General features: G+C 70.2%; 21 protein-coding genes. 17 read left to right on the top strand and 4 right to left on the bottom strand.

Translation table 11 applies throughout. The features are described 5' to 3' along the window. Nucleotides 1-19 precede the first annotated feature (19 nt). The 12 genes from ACFPIH_RS22065 to ACFPIH_RS22010 all read left to right on the top strand — a co-directional run bounded on the left by ACFPIH_RS22065 (nt 20) and on the right by ACFPIH_RS22010 (nt 17,219). Nucleotides 20-2,437, top strand: coding sequence for a beta-glucosidase (locus tag ACFPIH_RS22065; RefSeq protein ID WP_381164476.1), 2,418 nt, complete (start codon nt 20-22; stop codon nt 2,435-2,437). A 15-nt stretch (nt 2,438-2,452) separates the two neighbouring features. Beyond that, on the top strand, nt 2,453-3,091 hold the full coding sequence (locus ACFPIH_RS22060; RefSeq protein ID WP_381164479.1) for a TetR/AcrR family transcriptional regulator: 639 nt from the start codon (nt 2,453-2,455) through the stop codon (nt 3,089-3,091). Nucleotides 3,092-3,129: 38 nt separating this feature from the next. Beyond that, nucleotides 3,130-3,885, top strand: coding sequence for an IclR family transcriptional regulator (locus ACFPIH_RS22055; protein ID WP_381164482.1), 756 nt, complete (start codon nt 3,130-3,132; stop codon nt 3,883-3,885). A 186-nt stretch (nt 3,886-4,071) separates the two neighbouring features. Continuing rightward, complete coding sequence (locus tag ACFPIH_RS22050; RefSeq protein WP_381164485.1) at nt 4,072-5,424, top strand: MFS transporter; 1,353 nt, start codon at nt 4,072-4,074, stop codon at nt 5,422-5,424. 53 nt (nt 5,425-5,477) lie between these two features. Continuing rightward, nucleotides 5,478-5,948 carry a nuclear transport factor 2 family protein gene (locus ACFPIH_RS22045; protein WP_381164488.1) on the top strand — a complete coding sequence of 157 codons (471 nt, stop codon included), beginning with the start codon at nt 5,478-5,480 and terminating at the stop codon, nt 5,946-5,948. Further along, complete coding sequence (locus ACFPIH_RS22040) at nt 5,945-6,256, top strand: hypothetical protein (protein WP_381164491.1); 312 nt, start codon at nt 5,945-5,947, stop codon at nt 6,254-6,256. Before ACFPIH_RS22045 ends, ACFPIH_RS22040 begins: the two co-directional genes overlap by 4 nt. Next, complete coding sequence (locus ACFPIH_RS22035) at nt 6,253-7,530, top strand: aromatic ring-hydroxylating oxygenase subunit alpha (RefSeq protein WP_381164494.1); 1,278 nt, start codon at nt 6,253-6,255, stop codon at nt 7,528-7,530. Before ACFPIH_RS22040 ends, ACFPIH_RS22035 begins: the two co-directional genes overlap by 4 nt. Further along, the gene (locus tag ACFPIH_RS22030; RefSeq protein WP_381164497.1) at nt 7,520-8,026 is read left to right on the top strand and encodes an aromatic-ring-hydroxylating dioxygenase subunit beta; all 507 of its coding nucleotides are present in this window, start codon (nt 7,520-7,522) and stop codon (nt 8,024-8,026) included. The genes ACFPIH_RS22035 and ACFPIH_RS22030 overlap by 11 nt, the downstream gene beginning before the upstream one ends. Nucleotides 8,027-8,050: 24 nt before the next feature. Further along, entirely contained in the window at nt 8,051-8,998 is a 948-nt protein-coding gene (locus ACFPIH_RS22025) for a PDR/VanB family oxidoreductase (protein ID WP_381164500.1), read from the top strand. Nucleotides 8,999-9,024: 26 nt separating this feature from the next. Further along, entirely contained in the window at nt 9,025-10,308 is a 1,284-nt protein-coding gene (locus ACFPIH_RS22020; RefSeq protein WP_381164503.1) for an amidase, read from the top strand. A gap of 378 nt (nt 10,309-10,686) precedes the next feature. Continuing rightward, a complete protein-coding gene (locus tag ACFPIH_RS22015) occupies nt 10,687-14,925 on the top strand; it encodes a HAMP domain-containing protein (RefSeq protein WP_381164506.1) in 4,239 nt (1,412 codons plus the stop codon). Beyond that, nucleotides 14,922-17,219 carry a SpoIIE family protein phosphatase gene (locus ACFPIH_RS22010; protein WP_381164509.1) on the top strand — a complete coding sequence of 766 codons (2,298 nt, stop codon included), beginning with the start codon at nt 14,922-14,924 and terminating at the stop codon, nt 17,217-17,219. The genes ACFPIH_RS22015 and ACFPIH_RS22010 overlap by 4 nt, the downstream gene beginning before the upstream one ends. A gap of 22 nt (nt 17,220-17,241) precedes the next feature. Here the strand turns inward: ACFPIH_RS22010 and ACFPIH_RS22005 are convergent, their stop codons facing one another. Then, nucleotides 17,242-18,171, bottom strand: a complete 930-nt coding sequence (locus ACFPIH_RS22005) for an anti-sigma factor RsbA family regulatory protein (RefSeq protein ID WP_381164513.1) — start codon at nt 18,169-18,171, stop codon at nt 17,242-17,244. Beyond that, complete coding sequence (locus ACFPIH_RS22000) at nt 18,168-18,461, bottom strand: STAS domain-containing protein (protein ID WP_381164659.1); 294 nt, start codon at nt 18,459-18,461, stop codon at nt 18,168-18,170. The genes ACFPIH_RS22005 and ACFPIH_RS22000 overlap by 4 nt, the downstream gene beginning before the upstream one ends. 399 nt (nt 18,462-18,860) lie before the next feature. Here ACFPIH_RS22000 and haaN point away from each other — a divergent pair, with 399 nt between their 5' ends. Further along, complete coding sequence (gene haaN, locus ACFPIH_RS21995) at nt 18,861-20,138, top strand: cyclophane-containing RiPP N-acetyltransferase HaaN (protein WP_381164516.1); 1,278 nt, start codon at nt 18,861-18,863, stop codon at nt 20,136-20,138. Here haaN and ACFPIH_RS21990 read toward each other — a convergent pair. Continuing rightward, nucleotides 20,078-20,578, bottom strand: coding sequence for an ATP-binding protein (locus tag ACFPIH_RS21990; protein WP_381164519.1), 501 nt, complete (start codon nt 20,576-20,578; stop codon nt 20,078-20,080). The two genes, haaN and ACFPIH_RS21990, sit on opposite strands and share 61 nt — an antisense overlap. A gap of 124 nt (nt 20,579-20,702) precedes the next feature. Between ACFPIH_RS21990 and ACFPIH_RS21985 the strand changes: the two genes are divergently transcribed. After that, on the top strand, nt 20,703-21,497 hold the full coding sequence (locus ACFPIH_RS21985; RefSeq protein ID WP_381164522.1) for a helix-turn-helix domain-containing protein: 795 nt from the start codon (nt 20,703-20,705) through the stop codon (nt 21,495-21,497). Continuing rightward, a complete protein-coding gene (locus ACFPIH_RS21980; protein ID WP_381164525.1) occupies nt 21,490-21,693 on the top strand; it encodes a DUF397 domain-containing protein in 204 nt (67 codons plus the stop codon). Before ACFPIH_RS21985 ends, ACFPIH_RS21980 begins: the two co-directional genes overlap by 8 nt. Before the next feature lie 43 nt (nt 21,694-21,736). On the opposite strand, the gene ACFPIH_RS21975 is transcribed toward ACFPIH_RS21980, so the two are convergent. Next, nucleotides 21,737-23,170 carry an amino acid permease gene (locus ACFPIH_RS21975; protein WP_381164528.1) on the bottom strand — a complete coding sequence of 478 codons (1,434 nt, stop codon included), beginning with the start codon at nt 23,168-23,170 and terminating at the stop codon, nt 21,737-21,739. Between the two features lie 151 nt (nt 23,171-23,321). Between ACFPIH_RS21975 and ACFPIH_RS21970 the strand changes: the two genes are divergently transcribed. Further along, complete coding sequence (locus ACFPIH_RS21970) at nt 23,322-24,020, top strand: FadR/GntR family transcriptional regulator (protein WP_381164531.1); 699 nt, start codon at nt 23,322-23,324, stop codon at nt 24,018-24,020. A gap of 35 nt (nt 24,021-24,055) precedes the next feature. Then, nucleotides 24,056-25,522, top strand: a complete 1,467-nt coding sequence (locus tag ACFPIH_RS21965; protein WP_381164534.1) for an APC family permease — start codon at nt 24,056-24,058, stop codon at nt 25,520-25,522. The last annotated feature ends 5 nt before the right edge of the window (nt 25,523-25,527 follow it).

Here is a 25,527-nt window from a genome sequence, read left to right as displayed (position 1 = left end):
GACTGGAAGGCATTCATCCATGAGCAACCCGCACGACCTGGAATCGCGTCTGGAATCGCGTATCGACAAGGCGATCGGCGCCCTGGACCTTGAGGCCAAGGTCCGGCTGCTGACCGGCGCGACCAATCTCGACCTGCACCCGGAACCGGCGATCGACCTCGCCCGGGTGGTGACCTCCGACGGGCCGACCGGCGTGCGGGGCGCCCGGTTCACCGGCGGACGCGTCGCCTGCCAACTGCCCAACACGACCTTGCTCGCACAGCACTGGGACACCGCGGTCGCCGCAGAAGTCGGGGCACTGCTCGCCGAGGAGGCCGCCGCGCAGCGGGTGCACGTGGTGCTCGGCCCGACGGTCAACCTGCACCGCACACCGCTGAGCGGGCGCCTGTACGAGGAGTTCAGCGAGGATCCGCTGCTCACCGGCGCCCTCGCGACGGCGTACATCAACGCCCTGCAGGAACACGGCATCGCGGCGACCCTGAAGCACCTCGTGGCCAACGAGGCGGAGACCGACCGGAAGACCGTGAACTCCCTGGTGGACGAGCGGACGTTGCGCGAGGTGTACCTCCTCCCGTTCGAGATGGCGGTGGCCGACGCCAACCCCTGGGCGGTCATGGCCGCGTACAACCAGGTCAACGGCACGCCCGCCACCGAGCACACCGGGCTGATCACGCGCCTGTTGAAGGGCGAATGGGGTTACGAGGGGCTGGTGATGTCCGACTGGCACGCCGCCACGTCCACCGCCGGGACCGCCGACGCCGGACTGGACCTGATCATGCCGGGCCCCGCGGGGCCATGGGGCGAGAAGCTCGTCGCCGCCGTCCGCGGCGGTGAGGTGCCCGAGTCCGCCATCGACGAGAAGGTACGCCGACTGCTGCGGCTGGCCGACCGGGTCGGTGCGTTCGGCACGGAGCGGCAGTGGCCGTCCGAGGGGCCCACGCCCGACAGTCCGCAGCGGCGCGCGGCTCTGCGACGGTTGGCCGCGGGCGGCATGACCGTACTGGTCAACCGTGCGTCGGCGCTTCCGCTCCCCGCCGAGGCGAAGGTCGCCGTCATCGGCCGGCACGCGACGGAGACCGTGACGCAGGGCGCCGGTTCGGCGGAGGTCCGACCGCCCCACGTGGTGAGTGTCGCGGACGGTCTGTCGCAGGCACTCGGCGCGGACCGGGTGTCCGTCGTGGACGGCGTCGAGGTCCGTGCGGATCCGCTGACCGCCGCCGAGGGCTCCCTGCGCGACCCCGAGACGGGAGAGTTCGGCATGCGGGTCACGACCCGCGACGGCGACGGGGAGGTGATCGAGTCCCGGCACGTCGGCTGGAGCGCGCTCTTCACCCGGGAGAGCCCCTGGGTGCGGTCCGCCGCGACCATCGAGCTGACGGCCGAGGTCGTCCTGGAGGAGACGGCCCGCATGCAGGTCGGCGTGCGTGGCCGCGGCGAGTGGACGTTCAGTGCGCCGGGGCACTACGAGCGGGTCCGGCTGGAGCGGGTGGACGACGCCGGTGAGGTACTGCGGGTGCCGCACCGTACCGTCACGCTCAACGTGGAACCGGGCGCGCGGATCACCGCGGTCGCGACCGCCGAACCGGACGAACGGCTGATCGGGCTGGCCGCCCGGGTGGCCCCGCCGCCGCCCGCGGTGGCGATCGGCGCTGCCACGCGAGCGGCCCGCGAGGCCGACGTCGCGGTGGTGGTCGTCGGGCTCACCCCGGAGCAGGAGACGGAGGAGGTCGACAAGATCACCCTGGCGCTGCCCGGCGAGCAGGACGCCCTGGTCGCCGCGGTCGCCGCCGCGGCGAAGCGGACCGTGGTCGTCGTGAACGCGGCCACGCCCGTGCTGATGCCGTGGCTGGACCGGGTGGACGCCGTGCTGTGGGCCGGACTGCCCGGGCAGGAAGCGGGCGCCGCGGTGGCCGCGGCCCTGACCGGAGAGGTGGAACCCGCGGGCCGACTGGTCACCACCTTCCCGGCAGCCGACGGGGACGGCCCGGTCTGGTCACCGGTGCCCGTACAGGGCGAAACGTCGTACGGCGAAGGGATCGCCGTCGGGTACCGCGGCTGGCGGGCCGGACCGACCGAGCCGCGTTTCTGGTTCGGGCACGGGCTCGGCTACACCGAATGGGCCTACGGCGAGGCCGAGTTGACCGTCGTCGACGACACGATCCGCTCGGTGACGGTCGAGGTGACCAACACGGGAGGCCGGGCGGGCCGCGAGGTCGTCCAGGTGTACTGGCAGCCGGAGGGCGAGCCCGTACGGCTCGTCGGATGGACCGGCGTCGACCTCGAAGCCGGTCGGACCACGTCGGTCGACGTGACCGTGGACGCGAGGGTGCTGCGACGCTGGCGGGACGGCTCCTGGCAGCGACTTCCGCTCACCGGCGAGGTGCTGGTCGCCCGCGGCCTCGGCGACATCCGGATTACGCTGCCCGCGGCCCACTGAAGATCAGGAGCAAGCATGTCCTTCCCTCCCCAGTACCACTCCGCACGCTCTCCGTCCCAGCGTGCGCAGGCCGGCCGGGCGTCGCGTCTGAAGGCCGTGCGGGCGGCGCTGGAACTGTTCGCCACCACCGGCTACCAGGGCACGTCGGTCGCGAGGGTGGCCGAGCACGCCGGACTGTCGCAGTCCGGCCTGCTGCACCACTTCCCGAGCAAGGCGGTGCTGCTGGCGGCCGTGCTGGAGCAGCGAGACGCCGAGGACAGCGTGTTCCTCACCGGCGAGGACGGAGAGGCGCCACTGGGCTGGGACGCGTTCGAGGCCCTGGAGGCCCTGGTCGCGCGCAACTCGACGCGGCCGCACCTCGTGGGCCTCTACGTCCGGCTCTCCGCGGAGGCGATGGAGCCGAGCCACCCCGCCCACGACTGGCTCAAGGACCGCTATACCGGGATGACGGCGTGGCTGACCGACGCCGTCCGCATCGGCCAGGTGCGCGGCGAGATTCATGCCGACGCTCCCGTCCCCGTCCTTGTGCACACCACGATCGCCCTGGTGGACGGGTTGCAGCAGCAGTGGCTGCTGCATCCGGAGCGGGTATCCATGGTCAAGGAGGTCGGCGCGTACACGGCCGAACTGCGGACCCGCTGGGGTACCGCGTAGACGAGCGCGCCGCGAGAGCGCCGAGAGAGGTGGCCGTGATGATGGCGGAGCCGGACGGTGACTCCCTGCTGCGCAAGGTACGGATGATCCTGGGCGTCTTCGACACCGGGGCGCCGGTGCTCGGTCTGTCGGAGCTGGCGCGGCGCACCGGGCTCGCGAAGACCACGGTCCACCGCGTGGCCACCGAGATGGTCGACGTCGGCCTGCTGAACCGGCACGGCCGCCGCTACGAACTGGGCTCACTCCTCTTCGAGCTGGGCCAACGCGTGCCCCGGACCAGGGACCTGCGCCTGCTCGCCGCCCGCTACCTCGAAGACCTGGCGCTCACCACCCGGGAGACCGTGGTGCTCGCGTTCCCCGGGGACCTGGACGTCCTCTTCCTGGAGAAGTACTTCAGCCAGCGCGGCGGCGGCGTGGCCGTCACCCGGGTCGAGGGACGGGTGCCGTTCCACTGCGGCGCCTCGGGCAAGGCCCTGCTCGCCTTCGGCGATCCCGCGATCCGCGGGCGGGTGCTGGCCGCCCCGCTGCGCCGCCGCACCCAGTGGACCATCACCGAACCGGCCCGGCTCGCCGCCGAACTGGAACAGGTGCGCCGGCAGGGCTATGCCGTCGACCGCCAGGAACTCGTCGCGGGCTACGGGGCGGTCGGCGCCCCCGTGTTCTCCGCGGGCATCGCCGTGGCCGCGCTGACCGTCACCGGCCCGATCGACCGGCTGGACGTGCAGCGGCTCGCGCCTGTCGTCACGGCGGCGGGCCGCGCGTTGACGCGGGATTTCGAGTCGGTAAACGACTGAGCCTCTGGAATTTTTCGGTCCGGTGGCCGGGCCAACGGTATTTCGTCCGGCAACGCCGTGGCGAACAATCCGTGAACAGCCGAACGGCTTCCCCGGACAGCTGAACGGCTTCCCCGACAGCAGATCGGCATTTCCGAACAGCCGAGTCACGGCTGTACATCCGAAAGCGGCCAACGGAGGGCGAGCATGGCAGGAACGAACCGTGCGCCGAGTGCGGTGCGCCGGGCCGCGACCGCGAGTCTGGTCGGCAGCGCGCTCGAGTGGTACGACTTCTTCCTTTACGGCACAGCGGCAGCGCTGGTCTTCAACACCCTGTTCTTCCCCGACGTCGACCCGCTGGTCGGCACGATCGCCGCCTTCGGGACCAACGCGGCGGGCTTCCTCGCCAGACCGCTCGGCGGCGTCGTCTTCGGGCACTTCGGTGACCGGGTCGGCCGTAAGTCGGTGCTGGTGACCACCCTGATGATCATGGGTGTCGCGACGTTCCTGATCGGCGTCCTGCCCACCTACGGCACCATCGGGCTGTGGGCTCCGGTACTGCTGCTCACGCTGCGGGTCGTGCAGGGCATCGCCGCCGGCGGTGAGTGGGGCGGTGGCGTCCTGATCGTCAGCGAGCAGGCGCCGGACCATCGGCGCGGTTACTACTCGGCCTGGAGCCAGACGGGCGTGGGGCTGGGTTTCGTGCTCTCCGCCGCCACGTACTGGCTGGTCCAGGAGCTGACCACCAAGGAGGCCTTCCTCACCTGGGGATGGCGGATCCCCTTCCTGGCCGGCATCCTGCTCACCGGCGTCGGCCTGCTGATCCGGCTGCGGGTGATGGAGACCCCGGCGTACAAGCAGACCTCGTCGGCCGCGTCCCCGGCGGCCGAGAAGAGCAAGCTGCCCGTGATGGAGGTGCTCCGCACCCAGCCCAAAGCCGTGCTGATCACCTTCGGCGCACGCATCGCCGAGAACGGCGCGACCTACCTGTTCCTCACCTTCAGCCTCTCCTACGCGGCGAAGATCGGGGTGGACGGCGACCTGGCACTCCTCGCGGTGGTCGTGGGCATGCTCTTCGAGTCGTTCGCCATGCCCCTGTGGGGAGCGCTCTCCGACCGCGTCGGACGCCGCCCGGTCTATCTGGGCGGGGCCATCGCGGTGATCTCCTGGGCGTTCCCGTTCTTCTGGCTGTTCAACACCCGCAATCCCGTGCTGATCTTCGTCGCCGTGTTCGTCGCGGTCGTGATCTGCCACGGCGCGATGATCGGCACCCAGCCGGCGTTCATCACCGAACTCTTCGACGACAGCAGGGTGCGCTACAGCGGCGTCGCCCTCGGACACGAAACCGCCTCCGTGGTCGCAGGCGGCTTCTCACCCATCATCGCCACCGCGCTGTTCGCCTGGGCGGGTGCGTCCTGGCCGGTCGCCCTTCTCCTCGTCGCCATGGGGGTGATCACGGTCGTCTCCGTGGCACTGGCGCCGGAGACCCGCACCAGGTCCGTCGACGGAGGCGGCACCCGCGAGGAGACCGAGGCGCCCGCCAAGGTGCCCGCGGTCTGAGCGACACCCCCACCCCACTTCACGGCAGTTCGTAGAAAGGAGGCTGATCACGCATGCCCTCCACCGGCACTGTCGCACCGACGTCCGACCATCTGGCGCACGAGGTGCTGACCCGCTACCTGGAACTCTGCGACGTCCCCCGGCCTTCCCACGTGTCCGGCAGCCTGGCGGAGCTGTTCACCCCGGACGCCGTGTGGGAGGGCGTCGGACCGCTCTACACGGCGAAGTTCGGGCGCACGGCAGGGCCGACGGCGATCGAGGCGATGCTCTCGGCCCATCTGCCTCCGAACGGGGACTTCCGGGCCAACGTCCATCTGCTCCATCCCGGCACGACGTATGCCGACGGCGACGAGGTGCGCGGCCGGTGGCTGATGCAGCAGTTGTCCCGCTACGAGTCCGGCACGGCCGAAGTCGTGGTGGCGAGGCTGGAGGTGACCTTCCGCAGGGAGGGATCCTGCGTCCGCATCTCCCGCTTCCGCACGGAACGTGTCTTCGAAGCGGCCCTGGGGGCGGAGGTCTCGTGACAGCCCCCGCCCAGGACGGCCGGACCATGCACCTCACCTGCTACCGGGACATCCGCCGCTACGGCTGGCTCCACGTGGACCTGTTCCTGCACGACCGCGACGGCAGAGAACTGAACTGGGTCCACTGGGGAGCCGCCGAGGAGGGTCCCGACGGCGCCGACGCCGCCTGCGCGGCCGTCGAACCCACCCTGCGCAGGACCACCGAGTGGCAGCACGGAATCCGCGCCGACGGCAGCGACTACTGGACCGCCGGCGCCGTCTGGGACGTCCCCGCCCCAACCGACCCCCCACAGGAAGCGACGCAATGAACACACCCACCACGACCACCGACATCGCGGGGCTGGTCCAGCCCGACCGCGTGGACATCTCCCTCTACACCGACCCGGACCTGTTCGACCTGGAGATGGACCGCATCTTCAGCCGCACCTGGGTGTGGGTGGCCCACGAGAGCGAGATCCCGAACGCCGGCGACTTCCGGACCGCGATGGTCGGCCGGCAACCGGTCATCGTGACCCGCGACCGCCGCGGCGGCATCAACGTCCTGCTCAACCGCTGCCGTCACCGCGGCGCGAGCCTCTGCGAAGCCCCTCGCGGCAACGCCAACGGCTTCACCTGCCCGTACCACGCCTGGTCGTACGCGCTCGACGGAAAACTGCGCGGCATCCCCTACCCGGACGGCTACGAGGACGTCCTGGAGAAGAAGGACCTCCCGCTGCACCGCCTCGAGGTGGACACGTACGCCGGAATGGTCTTCGCCAGCTTCGACCCGGACGTGGAACCGCTGGCCGACTTCCTCGGCCCGGCCCGGCACTGGATGGACCTGTTCATGAAGCAGGGAGCCGGTTACCCGATCAAGGTGCAGGGCGAGCACAAGTTCCGCTTCAAAGGGAACTGGAAGATCCAGCTGGAGAACACCACCGACGGCTACCACTTCCCGATCGTGCACCGCTCCTGGATGTCCTCCGTCGACGCGGAGACCGCCGAGATGCTGTCGTTCATGACCGACGAGAAGGCGGTCACCCACTCCCTGGGCAACGGCCACAGCGTCATGGTCATGGTGCCCGAGCACGTCGACCTCGACGAGGACGACGGCACCGAGCAGCTCCAGGAACGCTTCGGCCACATCGTCGAGGAGCTGTCCAAGGACTTCGAACCGGACCGGGTACGGCGCATCGTGCGCTCGATGCACGGCGCCGGCTTCAACCTGAACCTGTTCCCGAACGTGGCCATGTCGATGTCGTTCTTCCGCGTCCTGCGCCCGGTCTCCGTGACCGAGACGGAGATCCGGCACCTCGCGCTGGGCCTGGACGGCGGCCCGGCGATCGTCAACCGCGAACGCCTGCGGATGCACGAGCACTTCCAGGGCCCGTTCGGCTTCGGCACCACCGACGACTCCGAGGCATGGGACTGGGTGCAGCGCGGCGCCGCGGCCGGGCCGGGTCTGCCGATCATGGTCAACCGCGGACTGGGCCGCGAGCTGGACGAGGAAGAACACAAGGGACGCGTCTCGCACGCCACCGACGAGACCGGGATGCGCGAGGCGTACGCGATGTGGAAGGCGATGATGACCGATGTCCGTTGAGACGGCCGAAACCACCCACCTGGCCGATGCCCGCATCGCTCCCGCACTCGAACTGGTCTGGCGCGAGGCCCACCTGCTGGACCGCAAGCAGTACGAGGAATGGGACCGGCTCTGGGCCCCCGGCGGCCTGTACGTGATCCCCATCGAGCCGGACTCCGAGGACTTCGAGTCCGCGCTGAACATGGTCTACGACGACGACCGCATGCGCCGGATGCGCATCGAGCGCCTGACGTCCGGCTACTCGATCTCGGCGACAGCCGCCGCGCGCACCGTACGGACGCTGTCCCGGTTCGTGGTCCAGCACCGCGACGAGGAGTCCGTCGAGCTCTGCTCGGCCCAGGTCCTGGTCGGTCACCGGCGGGAGGAGACCTTCGTCCTCGCCGCGGACGTGACCCACCGGATCCGCCTCGACGGGCCCCGGCCGCTGATCCAGCAGAAGGTCGTCCGGCTGATCAACTCCACGGACAGCGTCAACAGCTCCGGCTTCCTGCTGTAGGCGGAGACGGAGACGGAGGCGACGATGATCACGGTCACGGTCAGCGAGACAAACCCCGAAACCAGCGCGGTGAGATGCCTGCGGCTGCGCCGCAGCGACGGCCGCCCGTTCGCGCCGTACGAGGCGGGCGCACACGTGGACGTCCTCGGCCCGAGCGGCATCACCAGGCAGTACTCCCTGTGCGGGCCGCCCGACGACACCGGCTCCTATCTCATCGCGGTCAAGCGGGAGGAGGCCTCGCGCGGCGGCTCCGCGGCACTGCACGAGCAGATCGGGGCCGGCGGCGAACTCGTCATCAGCGAACCCCGCAACCTCTTCCGCATCGAGCCCGCCGCAGGGCGGCACGTGCTGGTCGCGGCCGGCATCGGGATCACCCCGCTGCTGAGCATGGCGTACCAACTGCGGGGAAGTGGCGCCCGGTTCCGGCTCCACTACTTCGCGACCAGCCGCGAGAAGGCGGCGTTCGTGTCCCTGCTGGAGAGCCCGGAGTTCGCCGCCGACGTCGAGTTCCACTTCGGCGTCGACCGGAACGCACAACCCGAGGCGCTGGCGGAAGCGCTGGCGGACGTGGACTCCACGACGCACGTGTACACCTGCGGCCCCAAGGAGTTCATGCAACGTGTCGTCGACACGGCGGCCCGCACACTGCCCGAGGACAATGTCCACGTCGAACACTTCCAGCCCCTGGAGCCCACGGCCGAGGCCGGGGACACGTTCGAGGTGGAACTGGACACCGGTGAGGTCTTCCGCGTCCCGCCCGGACGCAGCATCGTCGAGGTGCTGGCGGACGGCGGCATCGAGGTCGACACGTCGTGCCGCGAGGGTATCTGCGGCACGTGCGTGCTCACCGTGCTCGACGGGGAGCCGGACCACCGCGACAACTGCCTGACCCGCAAGGAGAAGGCGGCGGGCGACCAGATCGCCACGTGCGTGTCACGGGCCCGGACGGCCCGGCTCGTCCTGGAGCTGTAGCCCGCCCCGCGAAAGGAGACACACAGATGCCGACCCTGGACGGCGAAACCACCCTGTCCGCCCTCGTGGCCCGGATCGCCGCGGGGAAGTCGAGCCCGAGCGACGCGGTCACCGGTGCGCTGGAGCGCCTCGACCGTACCGAGCCCGACGTACGGGCGTGGGTGCGCGTCGACCGGACCGGAGCGCCGGCCGCCGCGCGAGAGCTCGACAGCGAACCGTCCGGCGGCCCCCTGCGCGGCGTTCCGTTCGGGGTCAAGGACATCATCGACGTCCGCGGCACGCCGACCGAGTGCGGATCACCGCTGCGACGGGGCCGCACGGCTGAGTCCGACGCCCCGTTGGTCGCCCGGCTCCGGCAGCTCGGCGCGATCCCCCTGGGCAAGACCGTCACCACGGAGTTCGCGTACTTCTCGCCGGGCCCCACCAGGAATCCGCACAACCCCGAGCACACTCCCGGCGGTTCCTCCAGCGGTTCGGCGGCTGCCGTCGCCGCCGGTGTGGTCCCCCTGGCCCTGGGCAGCCAGACCGCGGGCTCGCTGACCCGTCCGGCCGCGTACTGCGGAGTCGCGGGGTTCGTGGCCCCGGTCGGGGGGCCGCTCGCCACCAGGGGATTCGCGGGCCTTTCCCCCAGCCTCGACGCGGTCGGTCTGCTCACCCCCTCCGTCGCCGATCTCCGGCTCGTCCACGGGGCGTTGACCACGGGCCGCCTCCCGGGACCACTCGAACCGCCGGTCCGCCCGCGGCTGGCACTGTGGTCGGGCACCGAACTGGTCGAGGTCGCACAGGACATGCAGGCGGCCCTGATCCGCTCCGCCGAGGACGCCGTGGCCCGCGGCGCCGTGCTCGTGGACGTGGACTGGCCTGCCCGGACACCCAGGCTCGTCGAGGCACACAGCACGATCATGGCGTACGAGGCCGCTCGCGAGCTGGCCGCGGAAGCGGCCCACCCGGATCGGCTGAGCCCCCAGCTCAACGAACTCCTGGCGCACGGTCGCGGGATCCCGGCCGCGGACTACCGGCAGGCACTCTCCCTCGCCGAGCGGGAGCGCGCCGCGCTGCTGTCCCTGCTGACCGACGTCGACGCAGTCCTCGGTCCCGCCGCTCCCGGACCCGCGCCGAAGGGGCTGACGGCCACCGGCTCACCGGTGCTGAGCCGACCGTGGCAACTCCTGGGCCTGCCGGCCCTGACCGTACCCGGCCACCGGGACGGTCGGGGCATGCCACTGGGGCTGCAGCTCATCGGCCACCCGGACCGCACGGACCAGCTCTTCGCACTCGGCCACGCCATGGAAGAAGCCCTCAACGCCTAGCCCTGCAACGGAGTTCGACTTCACCACCGGTGGTGTGAACCTGCCGGGCATCCGCATCCCGCGGTGAAAGCGCATTGTGCTGGATGATGCCATCCACGCAGGTCAGAGCATATTGATGAAGCAGACGGCGGGCAGGTACGGGGGAGATGACGGTCGACCCCGGGTCGTTGGAAACCCGGTGGTACTGACGAAGGTCAAGTGGTCGGCGGGCCGCGCGCGCACGGGGAACACAGCGGCCCTCACGAAGATTGCGTTTCCTCATGACGTTCTGGCACCGCGGGAGGGATTTAACGGCGTTCGCCGGGGTAGCGTCAGTCGCCGGGATAGCTTCATCCTGTCCGTGCGGCGGTTCGGGATCACCGGGGTGAGGTGGCAGCGATGTCGGAGTTCGTGGAGCCTCGCGGGAACGGAACCGGCCCGGCCGAGGGGGGCCAGGTCGGGGAAGTGGAACTGCGCAAGCTCCTCGCGGGGCTGACCGCCGTGCGTGACGGTGATTTCGGGACCCGTCTGTCCGCTGACGACGAGGGCCTGCTCGGCGAGATCTCGCAGGTCTTCAACGGGATGGTGGACCAGCTGTCCCTGTTCACCTCCGAGGTGACACGGGTCGCCCGTGAGGTCGGAACCGAAGGACGGCTGGGCGGCCAGGCTGACGTACCGGGAGTGGACGGCACCTGGAAGGACCTCACCGATTCGGTCAACGCGATGGCCGGCAACCTGACCACGCAGGTACGGGACATCGCCCAGGTGGCGACGGCGGTGGCCAGGGGCGATCTGTCGCAGAAGATCACGGTCGAGGCCCATGGGGAGATCCACGAACTGAAGAGGACCATCAACACGATGGTCGACGAACTCTCGGCCTTCGCGGACGAGGTCACGCGCGTGGCCCGTGAGGTCGGCACCGAGGGAATCCTCGGCGGCCAGGCCCAGGTGCCCGGTGTCGGCGGCACCTGGCGGGACCTGACGGATTCGGTCAACTCCATGGCGGGCAATCTCACCGACCAGGTGCGCTCCATCGCCCGGGTGGCGACCGCGGTCGCCCAGGGCGATCTGACCCGCAAGATCAGTGTCGACGCCCGCGGCGAGATCCTGGAGCTGAAGACGACCATCAACACGATGGTCGACCAGCTCTCCTCCTTCGCCGCCGAGGTCACCCGCGTCGCCCGGGAGGTGGGAACCGAGGGAATCCTCGGCGGCCAGGCCGACGACAAGGGCGTGTCGGGGACGTGGAAGGACCTCACCGAGTCGGTCAACGTCATGGGCGACAACCTGACGGCCCAGGTGCGCTCGATCGCCGAGGTCACCACCGCCGTCGCGCAGGGGGACCTGACGCAGAAGATCCGCGTGGACGCCCGGGGCGAGATCCTGGAGCTGAAGGAGACCATCAACACGATGGTCGACCAGCTGTCGGCCTTCGCCGACGAGGTCACCCGCGTCGCCCGGGAGGTGGGAACCGAGGGGAACCTCGGCGGCCAGGCCACCGTACGAGGTGTCTCGGGCACCTGGAAGGACCTGACCGACAACGTCAACGTCATGGCGTCGAACCTCACCGGGCAGGTCCGCTCCATCGCACAGGTGGCGACGGCGGTGGCGCGAGGCGATCTGTCGCAGAAGATCACGGTCGAGGCCAAGGGCGAGGTGGCCGCACTCGCCGGCGTCATCAACACGATGGTCGACACCCTGTCGGCGTTCGCCGGCGAAGTGACCCGCGTCGCCCGCGAGGTGGGAACCGAGGGCATGCTCGGCGGCCAGGCCCAGGTGGCGAACGTCGCCGGGACCTGGAAGGACCTGACCGACAACGTCAACTCGATGGCGACCAACCTCACCAACCAGGTGCGCAACATCGCCCAGGTCACCACCGCGGTCGCCCAGGGCGATCTGACCCGCAAGATCGACGTCGATGCCCGGGGCGAGATCCTGGAGCTGAAGACGACCATCAACACGATGGTCGACCAGCTCTCCTCCTTCGCGGCCGAGGTCACCCGTGTCGCCCGAGAGGTCGGCAGCGAGGGCAGGCTCGGCGGGCAGGCGGAGGTCGAGGGGGTGTCCGGCACCTGGAAACGGCTCACCGAGAACGTCAACGAACTGGCCGGGAACCTCACCCGCCAGGTGCGTGCCATCGCCGAGGTCACCAGCGCCGTCGCCGAGGGGGACCTGACCCGTTCCATCACCGTCGACGCCTCCGGCGAGGTCGCCGAGCTGAAGGACAACATCAACTCGATGGTGGGCTCGCTGCGTGAGACCACCCGCGCCAACCAGGAGCAGGACTGGCTCAAGACCAACCTGGCGCGCATCTCGGGCCTGATGCAGGGCCGGCGCGACCTCGCGGTGGTGGCGGAACTGATCATGGACGAACTCACGCCGCTGGTGGGCGCCCAGTGCGGCGCCTTCTATCTCGCCGAGGACGGCGAGGACGGCACGGAACTCGGACTCATCGCCTCCTACGGACACCCGGTGGCCCCGGGCGAGGCGGTCCGGTTCCGGCTGGGCCAGTCGCTGGTCGGCCAGGCCGCCCGCAGCAGGCGCATCATCGCCGTCGACGACCTTCCCGCCGGATACGTGACCATCTCCTCCGGCCTCGGCTCCGCCTCACCGAGCAGCCTGATCGTTCTCCCGATCGTCGTCGAGGACCAGGTGCTCGGCGTCATCGAACTCGCCTCCGTCGCCTCCTTCACAGCGGTCCACCGCGATTTCCTCGGACAGCTCATGGAGACCGTCGGCGTCAACGTCAACACCATCGTCGCCAACGGCCGTACCGACGAACTGCTCGGCGAATCGCAGCGCCTGGCGGCCGAGTTGCAGGCCCGCTCCGAGGAACTCCAGGTACAGCAGGAGGAGTTGCAGCGCTCCAACGCCGAACTGGAGGAGAAGGCCGTACTTCTGGTGTCGCAGAACTCCGACATCGAGACCAAGAACCTGGAGATCGAGCAGGCCCGCCAGGAACTGGAGGAACGTGCCCACCAGCTGACGCTGGCGTCGAAGTACAAGTCGGAATTCCTCGCGAACATGAGCCACGAGCTGCGCACCCCGCTCAACAGCCTGCTGATCCTCGCGCAGTTGCTCGCGCAGAACCCCGGCCGCAACCTGACGTCCAAGCAGGTCGAGTACGCCGGGGTGATCCACTCGGCGGGCTCCGACCTGCTGCAGCTGATCGACGACATCCTCGATCTCTCGAAGGTCGAGGCCGGCAAGATGAACATCGCCCCCGAACGCCTGCCCCTCAACCGCCTGTTGGAGTACGTCGACGCCACCTTCCGGCCGCTGACCGGGCAGAAGGGACTGGACTTCCAGGTCACCGTCGACCCGGGGGTGCCCGCCGAACTGGTCACCGACGACTCCAGACTGCGTCAGATCCTGCGCAACCTGCTCTCCAACGCGGTGAAGTTCACCGAGACCGGCCGCGTCGAGCTGCGTATCGTCGCGGCCTCGGAATCCGGCCTGCCCGCCACGGTCCGCTCCCACGGCCCGCTCATCAGTTTCCAGATCCTGGACACCGGCATAGGGATCGCGGAGCATCAACTGGAAACCATCTTCGGGGCCTTTCAGCAGGCCGACGGCACCACCAGCCGCAAGTACGGCGGCACCGGGCTCGGACTGTCCATCAGCCGTGAGATCGCCCATCTGCTCGGCGGTGCCATCACCGCGACCAGTGTCCCGGGGGAAGGCAGCGTCTTCACCCTGCATCTGCCGGTCGCCTGGTTCGAACCCGCCGACGCGGAGACCGCGGACGAGGCTCCGGAGAACTCCGCCGCTCCCGAGTCCGAGGTACGCGGACCCGTCGGCCCACGGCGTCTGCTGGTCGTCGAGGACCAGCCCCGCGGACTGCTGTCACTCGTCGCCGAGAGCACCGTGAACGGCCACGAGGACACCGGACTCGTACAGGTGAGCTCGGCGACCACACCCGAGGACGCGGCGGCGGCCCTCGCCGCCGACGCCTTCCTGTGCGTCGTTCTCGACCTGGACATGGCCGACGGGGCCGCCGTGTCGGTGCTGGCCGCGCTGGACGGAAACCCTGCACTGCGGCAGATCCCGGTGCTGGCCCACCACTCCCGCGAGCGGGATCCCGACCGCCTGCTGCGGAACACCTCGCCGACCAACCCACCCGAACTCCTCACGGGACTCGATGAGTTGCGTGAGCGGATCGCCGTACACCTGGCGGCCGAGCGGCCCGCCGACGTCCTGCCGCCGGGGACCGGGCGGCCCGTGTCGAAGGTCCTGAGGGAAGTACCGGGTGCCGCCGGCGAACTCGCCGGGCGCACCGTTCTGGTGATCGACGACGACGCCCGCAACGTCTACGCGCTGGCCAGCATGCTGGAACTGCACGCGGTGCGGGTGCTGCACGCCGACAACGGTCGCACCGGCATGGAGACGCTGGCACTGAACCGGGACGTCGAACTGATCATCATGGACGTCATGATGCCCGAAATGGACGGCTATGCCGCCACGTCGGCGATCCGTGCCATGCCGGAGTACGCCGAGCTGCCGATCATCGCGGTGACCGCCAAGGCCATGGAGGGCGACCGCGAGAAGAGCCTGGCCGCCGGGGCCAGCGACTACATCACCAAACCCGTGGACATGGACGCGCTGGTCGCCTGCATGCTCCGGTGGCTGAGGCGATGAGCGCGGACCGCCGCGGCGTCGACGCGCTGGCGCTCACCGTCGAACGCCTTCGCCAGGACCTGGAGCGCGCCCAGGAGACGGCCGACGCCCGCGCCCTGATCGGCATCGCCACGGGCATCCTGGTCGAGCGGGGCCACGGCGGCCCCTCCGAGGCCGACCGGTATCTGCGCCGGCTGGCCGACACGGCCGGGCTGCCGCTGCTTGAGGTCGCCGCCGACATCGTCAACGCCGCGTCCGACGACGGCCTGTCCGAGGCACTGCGGCCCGACGCCTCGGAGCGCGAGAACGGTCCGCGGCATGCCGGGACGGCACTGCGCCTGCGTACGGCCGAGTCGGGGACCCGGTCCGACGACCCGCAGACAGCCGCCGAGGCCCTGCTGCGGCACGCGGTGTCCCCGCTCGGCGGCACCGCGCTGGCCGTATGGCGCGCGGCGTTCGACGGATCACTGGACCTCGTTGGACACGCCGGTCTGACCGCGGTGGAGGCACGCCGGTGGCGATATGTGCCGCCGGGTGTCGGCACCCTCCCGCAACTGGCCCTCACCGACGGCCGATCGCGTTGGTACGGGTCCCTGCCGGACGGCTTCCCGGGAATCGGCACGGCCGCGGGCCCGGTGGGAGCGCGGGCGATTCTGCCCGCCCGTCTCGGCGGACGCATCATGGGTTTCCTCGAAGCGTGCTGGCCCGCAACCCGGTCACCGCTGAACGGCGCGGAGTTCCGCCGGCTCGAAACGCTCGCCGACCTCTGTGCCCACACCTTCACCGGCGAGGACACCACGACGGACGCAACGGTGGGGCCGCTCGCCGACCTCGCGGACGGACTGCTCGATCCCAGCATGGTGCTGCGGCCCCTGGTCGACGACGAGGGGCGCATCGGCGAATTCCTGATCACCCACGTCAACCGGTACTTCACCGACCTCGCGGGCGGTGTACCGCTCGCCGGGAAGAGACTGCTGGAAGCCTTCCCGCTGGCCGCCCGTGACGGCGATCTGTACGACTGTCTCGCCCGGGTCCACTCCACGGGTGAGGCGCTGCGGACCGAGCGGATGGCTGTGGCCGCACTGGCCGGGTCGGTACCGCTCACCGTCATGGCGGCGGTCAGCATCAGCCGGTTCGGTGAGGAGACGCTGCTGAGCCTGCGCGTCGAGCGGGAGGCCGACCGGCTGGCCGCGCTGCTGCACCATGTGCAGCGTCTGGCCCAGGTCGGCGGCTTCGAGGAGAACCTGGTCACCGGCGAGATCTCGTGGAGCAGGCAGCTGTTCGACCTGCACGGGCTGCCGCCCGGTTCCTCACCCGTCCCGCTGCGCCGGCTGCCGTCCTACGTCCACCCTGACGACTCCGTCTCGGCCGACCGGTTTCTGCGCACCCTGATGCAGCGTCATCGCCCGGCGTCGACCGCCTTCCGGTTGCGCCGCGCGGACGGGATCGTCCGGCACATCCGGGTCATCGCCGAACCGGTGACCGACGGGCTCGGTGCCCTGGTGTCCGTCCGGGGCGCGTTCCAGGACGTCTCCACCCACCACTGGACGGAGGTGGCCCTGGCCGCGACGCGGGGGCAGCTCGCCGACGCCGAACTGCAGGCCGCCGAACGCAACCGCCTCGCCCTGCAACTCCAGCAGGCCATCATGCCGCCGGTACCCGCACCCCTCGACATGTCCGGTCTGCACGTGGCGGTGCGCTACCGGCCCGCCGAGAAGGAACACCTGGTGGGCGGCGACTGGTACGACGCGGTCGTCCTGCCCTCCAAAGAGATCATGGTCGCGGTGGGAGACGTCGCCGGACACGGCATCGGAGCGGCCACGGACATGATCGTCCTGCGCAACGCACTGCGCGGGCTCGCCACCACAGGAGCCGGTCCCGCGCAGTTGATGAGCTGGCTCAACAGCGTCGCCCACCACCTCACCGACCAGATCTCCGCCACCGCCGTCTGCGGCCTGTACAGCCCGGAGACCGGAGTCCTGCGCTGGGCACGGGCAGGCCATCCCGCGCCCGTGCTGATCCGCGACGGTCATGCCTCCGCCCTCCCGCTGCCCCGCGGCATCCTTCTCGGGGCCGTCGCGGAAGCGCGGTACGAGGAGCAGCAGTTGACCTTGACCAGCGGAGACCGGCTGCTGCTCTACACCGACGGGCTGGTGGAGCGCCGGGGTGTCTCCGTCGAGAAGTCCCTGGAACAACTGCTCGTCTCCGCGGGGGGACCGACGACCGGCCTGGAGGAGCACCTGGACCAACTGCTCCTCCACAGCCGGTCCGACACCGACGACGACACCTGCCTCATCGGTATCCAGATGTCCTGATCTCCCGGCACCCGCCGGGCGGTCAGCGGGAGAGGTAGCAGCGGATGGTCGTGCCGTCCGGCGCCGTGTGGACGCGTACGAGATCGGCGACGTAGTGAACCAGCAGCAGACCGCGCCCGCCGGGCTGATCACGTGACGGCGGACGTCGGCCGGCCAGCGGATCGGTCAGCCGACCGCCGTCCTGGACCTCACAGACGATCTGCTCTCCCTCGGCCCAGATCCGCAGAGTCCCCGATCCGCCTCCGTGCAGCACGCTGTTGGTGGTCAGCTCCGCCATGGCCAACGTCAGATCCTGCAGCCGTACACCCGCCAGGCCCAGCCGCTCGGCCTCCTGGACGGCGAAGTAGCGGGCCTTGGGGAGATCCTCCGTGTCGAACGAGAGGGTCGCCGCGCCCGGTGGGTACCTGAGCGGCTCGTTGTAGCGGGCGATCACCCGCTCCGGATCGTAGGCCTCGCTGGCCAGTTCGCCGTCCCCGTCGATGACGACCGGATGGGTGGCGCGGGCGTCCGCGAGCACCTCCGGCTCCAGCCGGTCCGCGTCGTAAGGGCACAGGATCGTGACCTCACGGCCCCCGAACGCGGCATTGATCAGCGCCTCGTGCTGGACGCACGCCGGATACTCCACCGCGCTGCGACCCGCCCAGATCGGCTCTCCGATGATGCGCACCCGGCCGCCGGGGTGGGCGTCGGCGAAGGCTCGCAGCACACCGGGGATGATCCGCCCCGGATTGCGGCCGGCCTCGGTCATGTCGAGGAGTCGCACACGGCCGGCGTTCGATCCGAGGCCGGTCCTGATCAGCTCGAGGTTGGGGCCGGGAACGGCGACCGCGACGGCCTCCCCGGCGGCCAGACCTTCCTGGAGGAACGGCACCGTGCCCGCCGTGTACTGCTCCACGCCCCGGTAGAACAGCGCGGGGTGCACGAAGGGTTCACCGTCGACGGCCGTACTCATCGCCCCGCCACCTCGATCCTCGTCAGGCCGGGCCAGAACATGTCCAGGACGCGCGGCAACTCCGGCGGCGGCCGGTCGACGACGATCCGTCCCCCGCCCAGACGCTGCGCGGTGATCGCCAGAGCCGCCGCGCCGCCCACATCGATGAAGGTCACGCCGGAGAGGTCCACGAAGGAGACATCCCTGTGTTCGCTCGCCAGCCGCCGCAGTGCCCGGTCCCAGGGTGCGCGGGTGATCACGGTGATCTCTCCGCTGGCGCGGATCCCGGAACGACCGGACAAGGGCCCCACCTTCAGCAACGCCCCGCCGTGCGTGAGCACCGGGAACGACGCGTCCCCACCGTGGTCAGCAGTCACGTTCTCCGCCCGCCTCAGGTACCGCTGATTCGTGGCCCCTTCCCCGGCCACCCGCAAGGGTGGAGGGCGGTTACCACAGCGACAGTCTACGAGCGATGGTGCGCCCTCGGCCAACGAACAACTGGTAACCGAGTGTTGCCCCCGCGGCGCGGGAGCCGCGTGGTGGCTCCGGGCCGGACATGGCCAGGTGGCGCCCTTGACCGGGATCGTGAGGGCTGGTCCGCTTGACGGGTCGGGGTGTCGGATTCGGGGGGTGGCCTTCGTGGCCGGGTCGGTTCCAGGTGCGCTGAGACGACGGGTGGACGACCGGAGGGGCGACGGGGCGGCGCGGGCATGAGGTTACGGCGCGGTGCCGCCGTCGCCGCCATCGCGGGCGGCGGCGCGCTCACCACGATGCTCATCGGACTCGTCACCAACGCCGTGTCCGACCAGGCACGTTGGCCCGGTTTCCTCGGCTGGGTCCAGCACCACGCCTGGTTCTCGTTCGCCGCGCTGGGCGTCGCCCTGGTCGGGCTGACGGCGCTGCTCGCGGGGCTGTCGGAGGCGCGGGACACAGGCCCCACCGGACAGCCCGGGGCGGACGATCCGGTGGGGCCGCCGGGGGCAGCCCTGGTGCTGCGTTCCCTGCCGAGGGACGCGACGGCGTTCACCAACCGGTCCGCCGAACTGGAGCGGCTGGTGGCCTCGGTACGGACCGCGCAGGACAGCGGCCGGTCGCTGTCGGTGCATGTGATCGACGGGATGCCCGGCGTCGGCAAGACCACGTTCGCTGTGCACGCCGGACACGTCCTCTCCGAGCGCTTCCCGGACGGGCAGTTGTTCCTCAACCTCAACGGGCACACGTCGGGGCAGAGCCCGGTCTGCGGCGGCGGCCACCTCCCGCACCGCTTCGGCGCAGGCCGCGGCTACCGCAACCCCTCGGTCTACTGCGCCGACCTGGAACACCTCATCAGACACGTCCAGGGATCGCTGCGCCGGCACGGCTGGGACCTGGGGGACCGGGGCGTCACCCCCCTAGCCCCCCGACGCGCATCGCGACGACGCGACGCGCGTTGTCGAGACAACGTCCCCGGCATCAGCGAAGACCAAGGCAGGAGAGCCCCCATGAACGTCAGCATCCGACCGGCCGCCGAGACCGACATTCCCGCACTGGCCAGGCTGATCGAGGAGATCGAGCGCTTCTACGGGGAAACCGAGATCCAGCCCCTCGCGGAGCGCCGGACACAGATCAAACAGGCCCTGTTCGGTTCCCCACCGCTGGCCTCGGCCCTGCTGGTGGTGGACGGCCGGAGCGAACTCGTCGGCATGGCCGCGTACTCCTTCCTCTGGCCGGCCGCCGGTTCCTCCCACTCCCTCTTCCTCAAGGAGCTCTACGTCCGTGACTCCCTGCGCCGGCAGGGCGTCGGGAAGGCGCTGATGAGGCGGCTGAGGCGGATCGCCGAGGAACGCTCCGGCTGCAGCCGCCTGGAGTGGATGACCGACCGGGGCAACGACGACGCCCGCTCCTTCTACCGGGAACTCGGCTTCGCGGAGTTCGACGGGAAGATCGTCTACCGCCTGGAGACGGCCGCAGGCGCCCGACGGGAGCCGGCGCACTCCATCTCGGCCTGATCACCCAGGAGCACGTCGGCCCAGACGGTCTTCACGAACTCACCGCGCGGCTCGCAGCCCCAACGCGTGGCGAAGGCGTCGACGAGGAGCAGGCCGCGACCGCCCGCCGCCGTCTCGGACGGCTGCGACGCGGCGTCGGGCAACGACGGCAGCCGGTCCGGGCGGGTGTCACTGACCTCGACGCGGACGCCGGCCGCGGTGAGGCTGAGGCGTACCTCGAAGTCCCGGCCGGGCGTACGGCCGTGTGTGACGGCGTTCGCGGCGAGTTCGGCGGTGACGGCGAGGACCGCGCGCGCGACGGGGGCGGTGAGGGGGACGCCCCACTCGTCGAGTTGCCGCTCCACGAGGAGACGGGCGAGACGGGCACCTCGGCGGGTGGAGCTGAGCTGGATTCTGAAGTGCCGGGCGGGGGCCGGGGCGGTTGTGGGGGAGGGCAGCATGGTGTCGGACTCCACTCGGGGAAGCGCATCGCTGTGTAGCGATCCGCTTACAGAGTGAGACGGCGCGGGCTACCCTCGCCAGGGGGTAGCAGGTGACGAAGCTTCTGTCGCAGGGGAGTTGACGTTGGGTAGCATCTATGGGGACTGGTTGAAGGCCCAGCGCGAGGCGGCCGGGCTGACGCAGCAGGAGCTGGCGGACCAGGCGATCATGACCCGTTCGCACATCTCGCACATCGAGGCCGGTCGCCGTATCCCGTCCAAGGAGGACGCGCGACGGCTCGACAGAGCGCTGAACACCGGGGATGTACTGAGCAGCTTCCTGCCGAATGACAACGCGGCGGTCGCGGAGTACTTCGAGGCTGCTCGGCTGCTCGAACAGCAGGCGGTGGTGATTCGCGAGTTCGCCTTGTCGTTCGTCCCGGGCATCCTTCAGACAAGGCGGTATGCGCGCGAGGTTCTGGCCACGACCTTCCCTCCAGTGAGTGAAGTGGAGTGTGACAGGCTCGTTGTCGCACGGCTCGAGCGCGCGAAGGTTCTGGACGATCCGCTTCGCCCGGTCGTCTGGGCCATTCTGGACGAGGCGGTACTGCGGCGTGTGGTCGGAGGCCCCGAAGTGATGGCCGAACAGATCCTGCACATGGTCCGGTTGGTGGAGAAGGGGCGCGTGCGCGTCTATGTGCTGCCCTTCGGCCTCGGGGTTCATCCACTCATGCAAGGCATGCTCACGCTGATGCGCTTCGAGGATCAGCCGCCGGTGGCCTACTCCGAAGGCATCCAGGTGGGCAGAGTGCACGACTCCCCAGGCATGGTCGATCGACTCGAAGGCGCATACGATCTCGCGCTGGGGGACGCAATGCCGCTTCGAGAGTCACTTGCTCTGATGCAGGCGACAGCAAAGGAATACGGACACCGTGACTGAGCAGACCATTCGGAACTGGCGCAAGTCGACGTACAGCGGCAACGAAGGCGGCAGTTGTCTGGAGGTCCTCGACGGCCACCCGTCAGGTGTTCCCGTCCGCGACTCCAAAGCGCCGCACGGCCCCGCGTTGGTCTTCTCCGCGGCCGGTTGGGCGGCGTTCGTCGTGGCGGTGAAGGCAGGCGGCCTTCGGTCCTGACGGTCCGGGCCGGTGTCGGACCGGACCGTCAGGGCAGGTGTCGTCAGGACAGGGGAGCGGTGTCCTGCGTCCGGTTCCTGCCGGACAGCCGTCCGCGGAGCAGCGCGAAGACCACCACCGCGGCGGCCACCGCGGTGGACAGGACCACCTGGTCGCGGCCGCCGCCCGCGGCCGTGTCGGTCAGCATGTAGCCCAGGACGAAGGTGATCAGGGCGATGGTCGCCCAGGTCAGATACGGGTAGAGCCACATCCGGACGACCAGCTTCTCGGGCGACTCCCGCTCGATGATCTTGCGCATCCGCAGCTGCGAGAAGCAGATCACCAGCCAGACGAACAGGGCGATCGCGCCGGAGGCGTTGAGCAGGAACTGGAAGACCGTGTCCGGCCACAGATAGTTGAAGGCGACGGCGACGAAGCCGAAGGCCACCGAGGCCAGGATGGCCGCGCGCGGCACACCGCGGTCCGTGGTCCGCCCGAAGGCGGCCGGGGCGTCGCTGCGCCGGCCGAGCGAGAAGGCCATGCGTGAGGCGGTGTACAGGCCGGAGTTGAGACAGGACAGCACCGACGTCAGCACGATGGTGTTCATGATCTGCGCGGCGTGCGGGATGCCGATGGAGCTCAGGGCGGCGACGTACGAGCCGTCCTTGAGGATGGCCGGGTCGTCCCAGCGCAGCAGCGAGACGACGATCAGGATCGAGCCCAGGTAGAACACCGCGATCCGCCAGATCACGCTGTTGGTGGCCTTGGTGACGGCGGCCCGCGGGTCCGCGGTCTCGCCGGCCGCCAGGGTGACGATCTCGCTGCCCATGAAGGAGAAGACGACCATCAGGACGCCGGTGAGGATCGCGCCGGGCCCGTTCGGCAGGAAGCCGCCGTGTGCGGTGAGGTTGGAGAAGCCGCTCGCCGGGTGGTCGGATCCGGGCAGCAGCCCGAAGAGCGCGAGGCCGCCGATCACGATGAACGCGGCGATGGCGACGACCTTGATGCCGGCGAACCAGAACTCGAACTCGCCGTAGGAGCTGACCGAGACCAGGTTGGTGGCGGTGAGGACGATCATGACGATCAGGGCCCAGCCCCACTGGGGCACCGCGGGGATCCAGCCGGCCAGGATCTTGGCCCCGGCGGTCGCCTCGACGGCGAGCACCACGACCCAGAAGAACCAGTACAGCCAGCCGATGGTGAAGCCGGCCCAGCGGCCCAGCGCGCGGTCGGCGTAGGCGGAGAACGAACCGGAGGTGGGGTTGGCCGCGGCCATCTCGCCGAGCATGCGCATCACGAGGACGACGAGGACGCCGACGAGCGCGTACGAGACGAGGATGCCGGGGCCGGCGGCGGCGATACCGGAGCCGGAGCCGACGAACAGGCCGGCGCCGATGACACCACCGATCGCGATCATCGACAGGTGGCGGTTCTTCAGGCCGGCCTGAAGACCGGACTCGGACTCTGTGGGAGGGCTTTTGGGGACGGTTGTGGTCATCTCGACATCCATGGGGGAGTGCGGACAGGGAGTACGGACCAGGGGTGCCTGGAAATTAGTTCAGTACGATCGAAAAGAACAAGACTTGTTTAACTGTTCACCGTGCTCTATTTTTCAGGCACCCCGCTCAGCAGGCGGTTAAGGTGGCGCCGTGGTGAATGCAGCGGGCAAGTTCGGCCCCTACAGCGGCTGGGACACACGCGTCCTGGCCGGCCGGGGCACCACGGGAGCGGAGCTCGTCCGGTCCCGGATCGCCCTGCGGGTGCGTCTGAGGTCCGTGTCGCCGGGAGACCGGCTGCCGGACGCGGGTGTCCTCGCCGAGGAGCTGGGGATCAGTGAGATCACCGTCCGCCGCGCGCTGGAGGCCATGTGCCAGGACGGCCTGCTCGACCGCCGTCGCGGCCGGGCGGGCGGAACCTTCGTCGCGGCGGGCTGGGACGCGGTCGTCGCCGTGCTGCACGACGCCGACGAGGCGGCCGCACTGGACGCCTTCCATCTGCTGCTCGAGTGCGGGCTCGTGGCGCACACCGCGGGCGAGGTCCCGGACGGCGGGCTCGACGGGCTGCGCGCGCTGGTGGAGGAGATGGACCTGGCCGACGACCCGGCCCGGCTGCTCGAACTGGAGACCCGCTTCCACCTCGACCTGGCGGAGACGCTCGGCGGCCTCGGGATCCGCGAGTTCGCCGCCGACCTGCTCGGCCGGCAGTGCCTGCTGGGGCCCGCGCCGGAACCCGCCGTCGTACGGGCCCGCAACCGCTGCCATGCCGACCTGCTCGACGAACTGACCCGAGGCGCGATGGACCCGGCGGTCCGCGCGGTGAAGGCGCACCGGCATGCCGGACCGAGCTGACCCGCCCCCTCCCTCCACACCGAGGAGCTGTCGCCATGCCTGACCCCGGACTCGGACGGTCGTCGACGCCGGGCCCCGCCGGTGGCACGCCCCAGCGGCTGCGCGGCGGCGTCCTGGGCATGGCGGACATCGCCGCCGCCACGATGGCCAACGTCGGCCCGGCCATGAGCTTCTTCTTCGGCTTCGCCTTCCTGGCCACCACCGCGGGCGTCGCGTCCCCGCTGACCATCGTGGCGGCGGGGGTGGCGGTCGCGCTGTTCGGCAACACACTGGCCGAGTTCTCCCGGGCGCACCCCTCGGCGGGCAGCTTCACCACCTTCGTGGGCAAGACCTTCGGGCCGGTCAGCGCGGTGACCACGGCTCTGCTCGCCGGACTCGGCTACATCATCGCGATGGCCTCCGTCATCGCGATCTCCGGCGGCTTCATGCAGATCACCCTGCACCACTACACCGGCGTCGACCTGCCGTGGATCATCTGGACGCTGCTGCTGACCGGGCTGGCGGTGGTGCTGATGCTGCGCGGGATCGTGGTGTCCACCAAGTGGGCCGGCTACTTCTTCGGCGTGGAGATGCTCGTACTGGTCGTGGTCTCGGTCGCGGCGCTCGTCGAGCACCGGGGCGAGCTCTCCGCGGCCCCGTTCCTGCCCTCCCACCTCACCCACGGCATCAAGGGCCTCGCGGCGGGCTTCCCGCTGGCGGTGTACCTGTTCATCGGCTGGGAGAACTCGGCGGCCCTGGCCGAGGAGACGGAGAACCCGCGGCGCAACGTCGGCCGCGCCGTGTTCTCCTCCGTCGCGATCATGACGGTGAGCTACATCCTCTTCTCCTACGCCACGGTGACCGGCTTCGGCTACGACGTGCAGCGGCTCGGCGACTCCCGGATCCCCTTCATCGACGTCGCCCAGCACACCCTCGGGGCGCTCGCGATCCTCGCCTACGTCGGCGGCCTGACCTCCACCCTCGGCGTGCTGATCGCGGGCATCAACTCCCAGGCGAGGCTGGTGTTCAACGCCGGACGCGAGGGGCTGCTCCCGTCCTTCTTCGGCTACGTGCACCCCACGCGCCGTACGCCGAACAACGCGATCGTCACCTTCACCGCCACCGCGCTGCTGATCATCGCGGGCTGGGGCGTGGGGCATGTGCTCGGGGACGGCGGTCAGATGAACCCGGTGGTCTTCTTCGCCGAGTCCTCCAGCCTGGGCGCCATCCTGATCCTGCTGGTCTACCTCGCGTCCAACATCGCGCTGCCGCTGTACTACCGCAGATACCGTCCGCAGGAGTTCCGGACCGTACGGCACCTGGTGCTGCCCGCGGTCGGCGCCCTCGCCGTCCTGGTCCCCCTCTACTACCTCGCCAAGCCCGGACAGCCCGCCCCGTACAGCTGGTTCCCGTACGCGGCACTGGCCACCCTTCTCGCGGCCGTCTGCTACGCGGCCCTCCTGGTCCGACGCGACCCGGGGCTGGCCGATCGGGTCGGGTCGGTCGTCGCCGACGCGGAGTGAACGAG

It is taken from the genome of Streptomyces vulcanius (assembly GCF_042653945.1).
Taxonomy (GTDB): Bacteria; Actinomycetota; Actinomycetes; order Streptomycetales; family Streptomycetaceae; genus Streptomyces; species Streptomyces mangrovi.
The sequence above is the reverse complement of the archived record's forward strand: the minus strand, read 5'-3'. Positions and strand labels throughout refer to the sequence as shown.